The 13308-nt window shown below is 65.7% G+C and carries 11 protein-coding genes; 8 read left to right on the forward strand and 3 right to left on the reverse strand.

The features are described 5' to 3' along the window. Window positions 1–26 precede the first annotated feature (26 nt). Window positions 27–779 (forward strand): tRNA pseudouridine(55) synthase TruB, encoded by a 753-nt coding sequence (truB, locus tag A9974_RS10055; RefSeq protein ID WP_183003946.1) that lies wholly within the window; start codon window positions 27–29, stop codon window positions 777–779. Further along, the gene (gene typA / locus A9974_RS10060) at window positions 776–2599 is read left to right on the forward strand and encodes a translational GTPase TypA (protein WP_183003947.1); all 1824 of its coding nucleotides are present in this window, start codon (window positions 776–778) and stop codon (window positions 2597–2599) included. The genes truB and typA overlap by 4 nt, the downstream gene beginning before the upstream one ends. A 109-nt stretch (window positions 2600–2708) precedes the next feature. Here the strand turns inward: typA and A9974_RS10065 are convergent, their stop codons facing one another. Continuing rightward, the gene (locus tag A9974_RS10065) at window positions 2709–3101 is read right to left on the reverse strand and encodes a 4-oxalocrotonate tautomerase (RefSeq protein ID WP_183003948.1); all 393 of its coding nucleotides are present in this window, start codon (window positions 3099–3101) and stop codon (window positions 2709–2711) included. Between the two features lie 107 nt (window positions 3102–3208). Between A9974_RS10065 and A9974_RS10070 the strand changes: the two genes are divergently transcribed. Next, window positions 3209–4069, forward strand: a complete 861-nt coding sequence (locus A9974_RS10070; RefSeq protein WP_183003949.1) for a LysR family transcriptional regulator — start codon at window positions 3209–3211, stop codon at window positions 4067–4069. A gap of 6 nt (window positions 4070–4075) precedes the next feature. On the opposite strand, the gene A9974_RS10075 is transcribed toward A9974_RS10070, so the two are convergent. Further along, a complete protein-coding gene (locus tag A9974_RS10075) occupies window positions 4076–5011 on the reverse strand; it encodes a LysR family transcriptional regulator (RefSeq protein ID WP_183003950.1) in 936 nt (311 codons plus the stop codon). Between the two features lie 139 nt (window positions 5012–5150). Here A9974_RS10075 and A9974_RS10080 point away from each other — a divergent pair, with 139 nt between their 5' ends. Then, entirely contained in the window at window positions 5151–6134 is a 984-nt protein-coding gene (locus A9974_RS10080; RefSeq protein ID WP_183003951.1) for a tripartite tricarboxylate transporter substrate binding protein, read from the forward strand. Window positions 6135–6202: 68 nt separating this feature from the next. Continuing rightward, a complete protein-coding gene (locus A9974_RS10085) occupies window positions 6203–7627 on the forward strand; it encodes a M20 family metallopeptidase (protein ID WP_183003952.1) in 1425 nt (474 codons plus the stop codon). Between the two features lie 50 nt (window positions 7628–7677). On the opposite strand, the gene A9974_RS10090 is transcribed toward A9974_RS10085, so the two are convergent. Beyond that, the gene (locus A9974_RS10090; RefSeq protein WP_183003953.1) at window positions 7678–8304 is read right to left on the reverse strand and encodes a TIGR00730 family Rossman fold protein; all 627 of its coding nucleotides are present in this window, start codon (window positions 8302–8304) and stop codon (window positions 7678–7680) included. A gap of 88 nt (window positions 8305–8392) precedes the next feature. On the opposite strand from A9974_RS10090, the gene polA reads away from it, so the two are divergent. The 3 genes from polA to A9974_RS10105 all read left to right on the forward strand — a co-directional run bounded on the left by polA (window position 8393) and on the right by A9974_RS10105 (window position 13037). Next, window positions 8393–11110 carry a DNA polymerase I gene (gene polA / locus A9974_RS10095; protein WP_183003954.1) on the forward strand — a complete coding sequence of 906 codons (2718 nt, stop codon included), beginning with the start codon at window positions 8393–8395 and terminating at the stop codon, window positions 11108–11110. A gap of 188 nt (window positions 11111–11298) precedes the next feature. After that, window positions 11299–12132 carry a ZIP family metal transporter gene (locus tag A9974_RS10100; protein ID WP_183003955.1) on the forward strand — a complete coding sequence of 278 codons (834 nt, stop codon included), beginning with the start codon at window positions 11299–11301 and terminating at the stop codon, window positions 12130–12132. A gap of 116 nt (window positions 12133–12248) precedes the next feature. Continuing rightward, window positions 12249–13037 carry a dienelactone hydrolase family protein gene (locus A9974_RS10105; protein WP_183003956.1) on the forward strand — a complete coding sequence of 263 codons (789 nt, stop codon included), beginning with the start codon at window positions 12249–12251 and terminating at the stop codon, window positions 13035–13037. Window positions 13038–13308 lie beyond the last annotated feature (271 nt).

Raw genomic sequence — 13308 nt, forward strand, 5'->3', positions numbered from 1 at the left:
ACTGCTTTAATTTCCGGATTCCGACGATGGCTAAACGACGCGGGCTTGCGCTCGACGGTGTGCTGTTGCTCGACAAACCCGTAGGTTTGTCGAGTAATCACGCATTGCAACGCGCAAAACGTGCCATGGACGCGGCGAAAGCCGGCCATACCGGTACGCTGGACCCCTTTGCCACCGGCTTGCTGGTGTGCTGCATGGGCCGGGCGACCAAGATTTCCGGCGCGATGCTGAACGCCGACAAGGCATATCGCGCTACGCTGCAATTTGGCGAAGAAACCGATTCCGGCGACCTGACCGGCAACGTGGTGTCCACCGCCGAGCCTGGCTTCGTGGTCGAGGAACAGGCCTTGCGCGAAGCGCTGTCACGTTTCTCGGGCACGATCGAGCAGATTCCGCCCATGTATTCGGCGCTCAAGCGCGACGGCAAGCCGTTGTACGAATACGCCCGGGCCGGCATCGAGCTGGAGCGGGCGCCGCGGCAGATTACGATTTACCGCATCGAGCTGCTGTCCCTGAACGGGACGCAGGCAGAGATCGATGTGGCTTGCAGTAAAGGCACATACATCCGGACGCTGGCCCAGGACATCGGGCGCGCGCTGGGCTGTTACGCCCACCTGGCGGCGCTGCGGCGCACGCACGTCGGGCCTTTTTCTCTGGAACGCGCCGTTGCGCTGGATGCCTTGCAGGCGATGCCAGACCCGAAGCAGGCATTGCTTGCACTGAACGAATTGCCGGAGGGCTTGCTGCCCTCCACCCTGACCTTAAAGGACTCGCTATGACTCGCGCCTTGCGCAACGTCGCCATCATCGCCCACGTGGACCACGGTAAAACCACCCTGGTCGACCAGCTGCTGCGCCAATCCGGCACCTTCCGCGAAAACCAGGCGCTGACCGAACGGGTCATGGACTCGAACGACCTGGAAAAAGAACGCGGCATCACGATTCTGGCCAAGAACTGTGCCGTTGAATACGAAGGCACGCACATCAACATCGTCGACACCCCGGGACACGCGGACTTCGGCGGCGAAGTCGAACGCGTGCTGTCCATGGTCGACGGCGTGCTGCTGCTGGTTGACGCCGTTGAAGGCCCGATGCCGCAGACCATCTTCGTGACCCGCAAGGCGCTGGCCCTGGGCCTGAAGCCGATCGTCGTGGTCAACAAGGTGGACCGCCCGGGCGCCCGTACCGACTTCGTCATCAACGCCACGTTCGACCTGTTCGACAAGCTGGGCGCGACTGAAGAGCAGCTGGACTTCCCGGTGGTGTACGCCTCGGGCCTGTCGGGCTACGCCGGCCTGACCCCGGACGTGCGCGAAGGCAACATGCGGCCGCTGTTCGAAGCCATTCTCGAACACGTGCCGCAGCGCGACGACGATCCCAATGGTCCGCTGCAGATGCAAATCATCTCGCTGGACTACAACAGCTACGTCGGCAAGATCGGCGTGGGCCGCATCAACCGTGGCCGCATGCGCCCCGGCATGGAAGTGGCCTACAAATTCGGCCCTGACGGCCAGGGCGGCCGCGGCCGCATCAACCAGGTCCTGAAGTTCCACGGCCTGGAGCGTGTCGTGGTGGACGAAGCCGAAGCCGGCGACATCGTGCTGATCAACGGCATCGAAGAACTGGGTATCGGCTGCACCGTGACCGACGTGGCCACGCAGGAAGCCCTGCCGATGCTGCGCATCGACGAACCGACCCTGACCATGAACTTCATGGTGAACACGTCGCCGCTGGCCGGCCGCGAAGGCAAGTTCGTGACCAGCCGCCAAGTGCGCGACCGCCTGGATCGCGAACTGAAGTCCAACGTGGCGCTGCGTGTGCGCGACACGGGTGACGACACGGTGTTCGAAGTGTCGGGTCGTGGCGAACTGCATCTGACCATTCTGCTGGAAACGATGCGCCGCGAAGGCTACGAGCTGGCCGTGTCGCGTCCGCGCGTGGTGTTCAAGGAAATCGACGGCGTGAAGTGCGAGCCGTTTGAATCCCTGACCATCGACGTGGAAGACGCCCACCAGGGCGGCGTGATGGAAGAGCTGGGCCGCCGCAAGGGCGACTTGCAGGACATGCAGCCGGACGGCCGTGGCCGCACCCGCCTGGAATACCTGATCCCGGCCCGTGGCCTGATCGGCTTCCAGAACGAGTTCCTGACGCTGACGCGCGGCACGGGCCTGATGAGCCACATCTTCCACGAATACGCGCCCGTCAAGGAAGGCTCGATCGGCGAGCGCCGCAACGGCGTGCTGATCAGCCAGGACAACGGCGATGCCGTGGCCTACGCCCTGTGGAAGCTGCAGGATCGCGGCCGCATGTTCGTCAACCCGGGTGATGCGCTGTACGAAGGCATGATCATCGGTATCCACAGCCGCGACAACGACCTGGTCGTGAACCCGATCAAGGGCAAGCAGCTGACCAACGTGCGCGCCTCGGGCACCGACGAAGCCGTGCGCCTGGTTCCGCCGATTCAGATGTCGCTGGAATATGCCGTGGAATTCATCGACGACGACGAACTGGTCGAAATCACGCCCAAGTCGATCCGTCTGCGCAAGCGCTATCTGCTGGAAAACGAGCGCAAGCGCGCCGCGCGCGAATCCGCCGTCTAAGCGCAAGCGGGGTGTCACGCCCCGTCCGCGATGGCAGCAAAAAAAGTCGTACGCCCCTTGGGGTGTACGGCTTTTTTTCATGGGTGCTCGGTAAAGCGGGGGTCTACATTCAGACGTGCTGGTGCCGATACTCCTGCGTTTTGCCGCCGTAGCCATAGGCGGCCGCGCGCGCGTCGATCACGTGCACGTACGAGCACTCGTGCAGTTCGCCCAGGATCTTGCCGAAGGACGCGTAGACCTCCTCGATGTAGCGCGCCTTCTCGGCCTTGGTGTTGGTCTCGTCGGTGACGCTGATGTCCAGATGGAAGGCGTTCTTGCCCACCTCGGATAGCGGCCGGCCGCCGATGAACCAGAGGTCTTGCGGGATGTGCTGCAGGGTGATGGCGATGACCGGCAGCTTCTTGCCCAGCACCGACTGGGTCAGGCCGGCGACCGAGTCGACGATGCGGCGGTTGATGGCGGGGTCGGAGTGACCGGAAACGTGGATGACGATGTGAGGCATGACGGGCTCCTGGGGGTGACGGTATGGGAGCCAGTGTAGGAAGTCGATTGACATCGGAAAAGCGGGAATTTACGATTTCAGCCATCGAATAAACCGTTGGATAGGCCATGTCTGGATTCGATCTGGATCAGTTGCGCACCCTGGTCGCCGTGCTGGATGCGGGTAGCCTGACGGCCGCCGCGCCCAAGGTGTTCCTGTCGCAGTCGTCCGTCAGCGAGCAGATGCGCAAGCTGGAGGAACGGGCTAGCCAGCCGCTGCTGATCCGCGGCAAGACGGGGGTGATCGCCACGCCCGCCGGTGAACGGCTGTTGGCGCATGCGCGCGCGATCCTGGCGCTGAGCGAGGCGGCCTATCGCGATCTGCGCGGCGTGGCGCTGCGCGGCGAATTGCGGCTGTGCATCACCGATTACTTCCGCCCGGGCGACGTGGCGCGCATGCTGCGACGCTTGAACGAGCAGTACCCGCAGGTGCGCATGCACGTCACGATCATGAAGAGCGGCACGATCGAGGCGGCCTACGAGCGTGGCGAGATCGACGTGGGCATCTCGATGGTGATCCTGGAGCGCGGCAAGCTGAAAGGGCGTCCGCAAGGGCCGTTGCTGCGGCGCGAGTCGCTGCTGTGGATGGCCGCCGAAGGGGCGGGCGTGCAGGCCGACCCGTTGCCGCTGCTGGCGTTGCCCGAGACCTGCGCATTGCGCCAGTATGCCGAGCGCCTGTTGGCGCGCCGTGCCGTGCCGTATTCGGTGGCCCACGTGGCCTCAGGCGTGGCCGGCCTGCAGTTGGCGATTTCGGCGGGGCTGGGCGTGGCCTGCCTGAACGAGTCGGCCCTGGCGCCCGGCATCGGCCGCGCCAACGTGCCCGGCCTGCCGTCCTTGCCTGACGTCGAATTCCGCCTGTTGCCGCCGCGGCCGGGCGAAGACCGCTTCATTGAATTGGCGCGCGAAGCGATCGTGCACGCGATGCGCTGACGCCGGTCAGCGCGGTGGCGTGTCCGTCAGCCATTGCAGGAATTCCCGGCCTGGCCCCGTGTCGCGCACGATGGCGCCGATGGGCTGGAAGGCGCCCGGTGAATCGATCCGTATCCGCTTGAAGTGGCCGTGGCGCAGGTACCAGTCCGCCAGGGTCAGCGGCACCATGGCCAGGGCTTGCTGCGCCTGCATGACGGCGATCAGCAAGGGCATGGGCGGCGCGGCGCTGGCCAGCCGGCACAACCTGGGCACGATGCCCGCACGTTCGAAAAACGCGCTGAAGACCGCATGGATCGCCAGTTCGGGGCGCGGTTCGATCCACAACTGCGAGGCGACCTGGGCGAGCGTGGCGGGCGCGTCGCCGGCCAGCAGGGGATGGCCCTGCGTGGCTACGATGACGGCGGCATCCTGCTGCAGCGGCACGAATTCCAGGCCGGCGGGCATGGCCTCCGGGCGCCGGCACAGCAGCATGTCCAGGTTGCCGCCGGCTGCCAGCGGCAGCAGTTGCTCGCGGCTGCCTTCCTGGACCTCCACGTGCAGGTCTGGGTGGGCCAACATGTACGCAGGCAGCCGTTCGGCCAGCAGGCCGCCGCTGGCCGCGGGAATGGCGCCCAGGCGCAGGCTGCCCGTGGCTCCGGCGCGCAGAGCGGCGACCGAGTTGGTGGACGCGCGCAGGGTGGTGAGCATGCCGCGCGCGCATTCGGCCATTAACTGCCCGCCGCGGGTGGTGCGCATGCCGCGGGCGTGGCGCTCGAACAGGGGGATGCCGAGCAGCGCTTCGATGTCGGCCAGGGCGTGGGTGGCGGCTGGCTGGCTCATGCCGATCTGGGCAGCGGCTTGCTGCAGGCTGCCCAGGTCGGCCACGCCGGCCAGCAGTTGCAGATGACGCAGGCGTCCCTTGGCGAGCAGGCGGGAAAGCAGAGTGGCGGGGGCAACGTCCATGGCGGCCGGACGCAAAGGCCCGGATAGAGCTATTCAATCTATGAATATATCTACGCATTAATGTATTTGAAATAAGGATATGCCCTGCCCAGAATGGCGAGATTCCGTTCCCGTTCTGAAGCCTAGGAGTGGCTGTTCCATGAAGTTTCGCCTGTTGCATGCCGTCGTCTGTGCCGCCGCTGTCGGCGCTTCTTCCGTGGCCCTTGGACAGGCCGCCTATCCGTCTCAGCCGATACGGCTGATCGTGCCGTTCGCGCCCGGCGGATCGACCGATGTGCTGGCGCGCACGGTGGCCGACGGCCTGCGCAAGGAACTGGGCCAGAGTGTGGTGGTGGAGAACCGCGCCGGCGCAGGCGGCCTGATCGGCACCGAGGCGGTGGCGCGGGCCGAGCCCGACGGCTACACCCTGGGCATGGCCACCGTCAGCACCATGGCGGTGAACCCGCTGCTGTACGGCACCAAGCGGGTCGACCCGGCGACGCAGTTGAAACCGGTGGGCGCGGTGGCGACGGTGCCGGTGGTGTGGATGGTGAACCCGGCGTTTCCGGCCAATGACTTCGGGCAGTTCCTGGCCGAACTGCGCGCCCATCCGGGCAAGTATTCCTTCGGTTCGCCCGGCGTAGGTTCGTTGGGCCACCTGAATCTGGCCGCCATGAATGCCGACCTGAAGGTCGAGGTGCTGCACGTGCCGTATCGCGGCATGGGGCCGGCGCTGACTGCCGCGGTGGGCGGCGAGGTGCAGGTGCAGCAGGACCAGTACGCCTCGGCCCAGTCGCTGCTCAAGGCCGGCAAGCTGCGTGCCATCGCCGTATCGGCACCCGCCCGGCTGGCCGGGCTGCCGCAATTGCCGACGCTGGGCGAATTGGGCTATCCGCAATTGAACGCGCTGGGCCAGACCTGGTTCGGCCTGGTGGCGCCGGCCGGCACGCCGGATGCGGTGATTCAGACGGTCAATGGCGCGGCGCAGCGCGCGCTGGCGGATCCGGCGCTGGTGCAGCGGCTGGCCGGCCTGGGCGCCGAGCCGTTGATCGGCACGCCGCAGGCCTTCGGCGTGCGCATTGCGCAGACGCTGGCCGCCAATCGGAAAATCATTGAAACTGCCGGCATCAAGCTGGACGAATAACCGGTTTTACGCCGGCCTTGCAACGTGGCCGGCGCCTGTAGATCCTACAACCTGCCACGGGAGACGCGATGGGAGCCATCGACAAACTTGCGCCGTTCATCGACGCGCGCAGCGAACGCTATGCGGAACTGAGCGACCGCATCTGGAGCCTGGCCGAACTGCGCTATGACGAGCACAAGTCGGCTGAATTGCACATCGCCATGCTGGAAGAGGCGGGCTTTCGCGTCACCCGCGACGCGGCCGGCATTCCGACGGCCTTCGTGGCCGAAGCCGGCACCGGCGGCCCGGTGATCGGCATCCTGGGTGAATACGACGCCCTGTCGGGGCTGAGCCAGGAAAGCGGCGCCTTCGCCTGCCAGCCGTCGCCGGAAACACCCAACGGCAATGGCCACGGCTGCGGCCACCATCTACTGGGGACGGCCGCGCATTTCGCGGCGGTAGCGGTCAAGGAATTCCTGGAAAGCAACGGCCTGCCCGGCACGATCCGCTTCTACGGCTGTCCGGCCGAAGAGGGCGGGTCGGGCAAGACCTTCATGGCGCGCGCGGGGCTGTTCGACGATCTGGACGCGGCGCTGACCTGGCATCCGGCTTCGCACACCGGCATCTTCCACCAGTCGTCGCTGGCCAATATCCAGGCGTATTTCCGCTTTCGCGGCGTGGCCGCGCATGCGGCCAATTCGCCGCACCTGGGCCGCAGCGCGCTGGACGCGGTGGAACTGATGAACGTCGGTGTGAACTACCTGCGCGAGCACATGGTGCCCGATGCTCGGGTGCACTACGCGGTGACCAACAGTGGCGGCATTTCGCCCAACGTGGTGCAGGCGCGCGCCGAGGTGCTGTACCTGGTGCGGGCACCCATCAATTCGCAGGCGGCCGAGCTCTACGAACGCGTCAAGAACGTGGCGCGCGGCGCCGCGCTGATGACCGGTTGCGAGCTGGAGATCGTGTTCGACAAGGCCTGCTCGAACTACATCCCCAATGGCGTCCTGAACCAGGTCATGTACGCCAATATGCAGGCATTGCAGGGGCCGGCCTACACCGAAGGCGAGCAGCAGGCCGCGCGCAGGATGTGGGACGCGATTTCTCCGGACGACATCGACAATGCCGGCAAGAACCTGGGCGCGGTGCTGCGCAACCCGACGCCGTTGTTCAGCGGGGTGGCGCCGTACGAGCCGGGCAAGACCGAGATCAGTTATGGGTCGACCGACGTCGGCGACGTCAGCTGGGTGACGCCCACGGCGCAATGCTGGGGCGCGTGCTACGCCTATGGCACGCCGTTCCATTCGTGGCAGATGGTGGCGCAGGGCAAGCTGTCGCTGGCGCACAAAGGCATGGTACATGCCGCCAAGATCATCGCCGCGACCGCCGCGGACCTGTACCGCCAGCCCGAGGCGCTGGCGCGCGCCAAGGCCGAGCTGCTGGACATGCGCCGCGGCCAGCCCTATGTCTGCCCGATTCCGGCGGACGTGCTGCCGTCGTTCATGCGTAAATAAGGGACGGGAGGCGGCCCCGTCGGGCCGCCCCGGTTGCCGGGCTGCTTCGGTCAGGCCGGCAGCGACGGCGCGTATTGCGCGTCGGAGTTGACCTTCTGGTGGAACTCGACCACCTTGCGCACGACCTTGCGCGGATCGTCTTCGATGATGAAAAGATCCAGGTCGTGCGCACCGATCATGCCGTTGGCCAATACCTGGCCGCCCAGCCATTCGACCAGGCCCGACCAGTATTCGCTGCCCACCAGCACGATGGGCGCGGGCGGTACCTTGCCGGTCTGGATCAGCGTCAACGCTTCGAAGAGCTCGTCCAGGGTGCCAAAGCCGCCGGGCATCGCCACGTAGGCGAAGCTGTGCATGAAAAACGTAGCCTTGCGGGAAAAGAAATATTCAAACGACAGGCTGATCGTCTGGTATTCGTTGTTGTGCGCTTCGTGGGGCAGGCTGATGTTCAGCCCGATGCTGGTGCCGCCACTTTCGAAGGCGCCTTTGTTGGCCGCTTCCATGATGCCGGGGCCGCCGCCCGCGATGACTGCGAAACCCGCCTCGGCCAGGGCGGCCGAAATGGCGACGGTGGTTTCGTAGTGGGGGGAATTGCGGCTGACTCGAGCACTGCCGAAGACACTGACGGCGGGCCCGATATGGGCGAGCTTGTCTGCCGCGGTCCGTATCTCTGACATAATCAGCGGAATTTGCTTGTTGGCGGGTGTCTCAGCCCCGTTTTTTGCCGTAGTTGCCGCCGTTGTTGCCATATCTGCCTTTGTAACCATGAAAAAAACCCTATTGCTGGTCGACGGTTCAAGTTACCTGTACCGCGCTTTCCACGCTATGCCTGATTTGCGCAACGCGCAAGGCGAACCCACAGGGGCGCTGTACGGCGTGGTCAATATGTTGCGCAAGCTTGTATCCGACTATAAGGCAGAGTATGCCGCATGTATTTTCGATGCGCGCGGCAAGACCTTCCGCGACGATCTGTACCCGGAATACAAGTCGCATCGTCCGCCCATGCCGGAAGACCTGGCGGCCCAGATCGAACCCATCCACCGCGCGGTGCGCGCGCTGGGCTGGCCGGTGCTGGCCATCGAGGGCGTCGAAGCCGATGACGTAATCGGCACGCTGGCCTGCCGCGCCACCGAGCAGGGCGTGCACACGATCGTGTCCACCGGCGACAAGGACCTGGCGCAGTTGGTCAACAGCCACGTCACGCTGGTCAACACGATGAGCGGCGAAGTGCTGGACGAGGCCGGCGTGGTCAACAAGTTTGGCGTGCCGCCGGACCGCATCGTGGACTACCTGATGCTAGTGGGCGACACGGTCGACAACGTGCCGGGCGTGACCAAGGTGGGTCCCAAGACGGCCGCCAAATGGATCTCGGAATTCGGGTCGATCGACAAGCTGGTCGAAGGCGCCGAGAGCATCAAGGGCGTGGCGGGCGGCAATCTGCGCGAGGCGATTCCCAACTTCCCGCTGACGCGCCAACTGCTCACCGTGAAGTGCGATTGCGACCTGACCGGTCACGTGGCAAGCGTCGATGACCTGACGCCGCGCGGCCGCGACGAGGCGACGCTGACCGAACTCTACGAGCGTTACGGTTTCCGCACCTGGCTGCGCGACCTGACGGGCGATATCGAGCGCGTGCCGACGGGCGACGCCCGCGTGGCCGCCGAGGTTCCCGCCGCGCCTACCGAGCTGGATTACCAGATCATCTCGGACTGGCCCGCTTTCGACGCCTGGATGGAAAAGCTGCAGGCCGCCGAACTGGTGGCACTGGACACCGAAACCACCTCGCTGGACGAAATGCAGGCCAAGCTGGTGGGCCTGTCCATGGCGGTGGCGCCGGGCGTGGCCTGCTACATCCCGGTGGCGCACCGCGGCCCCGACGGCGCGACGCAGCTGCCCAAGGCCGAGGTGCTGGAACGTCTGCGCCCGTGGCTGCAGGACGCCTCGCGCGCCAAGCTGCTGCACCACGCCAAGTACGACGCGCATGTGTTCGCCAACGAAGGCATCCGGCTGGCCGGCATCACCGACGACACAATGCTGCAGGCGTATGTGCTGGAATCGCACAATCGGGTCGGCCTGAACGACCTGGCGCAACGCTACCTGGGCCGCAGCGGCGTGTCCTACGAGGACCTGTGCGGCAAGGGCGCCAAGCAGATCGGCTTCGACGAAGTGGCGGTGGACAAGGCGGGCCACTACGCCGCCGAAGACGCCGACTTCACGCTGCAGCTGCACCACGTGTTGCGTCCGCAGGTCGCCGCGGATGCCGGGCTGGAACGCATCTACCTGCTGGAGATGCAGGTGTCGGCCGTGCTGACCACCATCGAGCGCAACGGCGTCAAGGTGGATGCGGCCGAGCTGGGCCGCCAGAGCCACAAGCTGGGCCAGGAAATGCTGCAGCTCGAGCAAAAGGCCTACGAGCTGGCCGGGCAGCCGTTCAACCTGAATTCGCCCAAGCAACTGGGCGAGATCCTGTTCGGCCGCATGGAGCTGCCGGTGGTGCGCAAGACCGCCGGCGGCGCGCCGTCCACCGACGAAGAAGTGCTGAGCAAGCTGGCGCAGGACTACCCGCTGCCGCAGGTGCTGCTGGAATACCGCGGACTGTCCAAGCTGAAGTCCACCTACACGGACAAGCTGCCGCGCATGATCAACCCCGATACGGGGCGGGTGCACACGCGCTATTCGCAGGCCGCGGTCATTACCGGCCGCTTGGCGTCGTCCGATCCCAACCTGCAGAACATTCCGGTGCGCACCGAGGCCGGGCGCCGCGTGCGCGAGGCCTTCATCGCCGAGCAGGGCCTGCTGCTGTCGGCCGACTATTCGCAGATCGAGCTGCGCATCATGGCGCACGTGTCCGACGACGCCAACCTGCAACGCGCTTTCGCCGCCGGCGAGGACATCCACCGGGCCACGGCCTCCGAAGTGTTCGGCGTGTCCTTGCAGGATGTGTCGTCCGAGCAGCGCCGCGCGGCCAAGGCCATCAACTTCGGCCTGATCTACGGCATGGGCGTGTTCGGCCTGGCGTCCAACCTGGGCATCACCCGTGATGCCGCGCAGGCCTACATCGACCGGTATTTCGCCCGTTACCCGGGCGTGGCGATGTACATGGAAAACACCCGCCGCGTGGCGCGCGAGCAGGGCTACGTGGAAACCGTGTTCGGGCGCCGGCTGCAATTGCCGGAAATCCGCGGCGCGTCCGGTCCGCGCCGCCAGGGCGCCGAGCGGGCGGCGATCAACGCCCCCATGCAGGGCACGGCGGCCGACCTGATCAAGATGGCGATGGTGGCGGTGCAGGACTGGCTTGACGCCGAAAAGCTGCAGACGCGCATGATCATGCAGGTGCACGATGAACTGGTGCTGGAAGCGCCGGACGCCGAAATCGAGTTGGTCAAGGAAGCGCTGCCGCGGCTGATGTGCAATGTGGCCGAGTTGCGGGTGCCGCTGGTAGCCGAGGTGGGCATGGGCAAGAACTGGGAGCAGGCCCACTAAGAGTCTGGACGCGGTAGCGCTGCCACGGGCCTTGATGGTCTCGGCGGCTTGCCCGGCCAAGGTGCCGCAGAGGACGGTTGCCGGCGAGTCTGGCAATAGAAAATGGGCTGCCCTCGGGCGGCCCATTTCCGCTTTTGGGGGTGAAACAATATAATGTTGCGCTTTCCCGCCAATAAACCGTCCCCAAAATGTTGCTGCTCTGGGTCCTGCTCGCCACCGTCACCGGTGGCCTCATTGCCGTCCTTGTCGCCAGCTGGCTGGCCTACAAGGTATTCGCCCAATACCTGCATCACATGGTCAGCCTGTCCGTGGGCGTGTTGCTGTCGGTGGCGTTGCTGCATTTGCTACCCGAGGCGTTCGAAGGGGCGGTGGGCGATGCCCACGTGCTGTTCGGGTTGATGCTGGCGTCGCTGATCGGCTTTTTCGTGCTGGAGAAGATCGCGCTGCTGCGGCATAGCCACCACCACGAGGGCGACGGGCACCATCATCATTCGGGTCACGACCGCCATGAAGCGGGCCGCGGCGGGGTGCTGATCCTGATCGGCAGTTCGCTGCACAATTTGTGCGACGGCGTGCTGGTGGCGGCCGCTTTCCTGACCGATCCGCTGCTGGGCGTGCTGACGGCGGCCTCGATCATCGTGCACGAAGTGCCGCACAAGCTGGGCGATTTCGTCGTCTTGCTGAACGCGGGCCTGGCCCGGCGGCGCGCGTTCGCGCTGATCCTGTTTACCAGCTTGTGTTCAGCCGTGGGCGGCATAATAGGCTACTTCGTGCTGCAGCAAGCCCAGGATTGGGTGCCGTACGTATTGGTGGTTGCCGCCAGCAGCTTCCTCTACATTTCGGTGGCCGACCTGATGCCGCAGATGCACGAACGGGTATCCCTGGCCGATGCGGTGCCGCAGCTGTTGCTGGTGGGCGTGGGCGTGGCGCTGATCTACAGCGTGACGACGCTGATGCACCACGGGCACGAGCACGATGCCGGCCACGGCGCGGCGCGCACGGAGCATGTCCACACGCACTGACGCGCGGCGTTCGCGATACCCGGCTTCGTTCTGATCCTGGCCGGTCGAGTCGCGAGCGCCCTGATGGCGAATCGCGGGGCGCCGGCCCCGCGTTGATCCCTACACAGGAGTTCGCCATGAGTTTTTCCGCCGCCGCCGGCAACGTCGCCCCCACCGTGATCCACACGGACACCCAGGGGTTGGTCCACGGAGATTTCCAGCTGCCCGTGGCCGATGGGACCCTTGACGCCTACTACGCCGCCCCCGAGGGCAAGCGCGACTTGCCCGTCGTGCTGGTAGTGCAGGAGATCTTCGGGGTCCACGAACACATCAAGGACGTCTGCCGCCGCGTCGCCAAGGCCGGTTATCTGGCCGTGGCCGCCAATCTGTACCAGCGCCAGGGCGACGCGTCGACCTATACCGATATTCCCAAGTTGATCGCCGAGATCGTCAGCAAGGTGTCCGACGAGCAGGTGTTCGCCGATCTGGACGCCAGCGTGGCGTGGGCCGCGCAGCATGGCGGCGATCCCAAGCGCGTCGCGGTGACGGGCTTTTGCTGGGGCGGTCGCCTGACCTGGATGTATGCGGCGCACAACCCGGACGTGAAGGTCGGCGTGGCCTGGTACGGCAAGCTGAGCGCCGGGCATGGTCCGTTGATCAAGCGTGTTGCGTTTGACGTGGTCAATGAACTGCATGCGCCGGTGCTGGGGTTGTATGGGGCCAGGGACGCCAGCATTCCGGTGTCGGATATCGAGATCATGAAGGGCAAGCTTGCCGGCGGCAATGAGAATGCCAAGCGGTCGGAGTTTGTGGTGTATCCGGACGCGGATCATGCGTTCATGGCGGATTATCGGGCGAATTATCGGGCTGATGCGGCCACGGATGGGTGGAAGCGGATGCTGGAGTGGTTCAAGCGTTACCTTTGAGGTAGTGGCGTCGCTGCGCGCGACGGGGGGCGGCCTTTGGTGTGGTGTGGGCGGGGGGCTTCGTAGGCCGCCCGGCACGGGTTGGGCGCAGGGATGCGCGCCTACGATTGCGGTCCGGAGCCTTCGCTCCGGACTGCCCCGTTGTCATCCTCGTCCTCGCCTTCGGCGACTCCTACGGATTCCCTCGGGCGCATCTAACGGCGCGCACCCCTGCGCCCAACCCGCGCCGGGCTACCGGTTCCGAGAATTGAAGCGCTGCCAGGCCGAGGGT

Source organism: Achromobacter sp. UMC71 (assembly GCF_014170305.1).
In the GTDB taxonomy this organism is placed as follows: domain Bacteria; phylum Pseudomonadota; class Gammaproteobacteria; order Burkholderiales; family Burkholderiaceae_B; genus Achromobacter.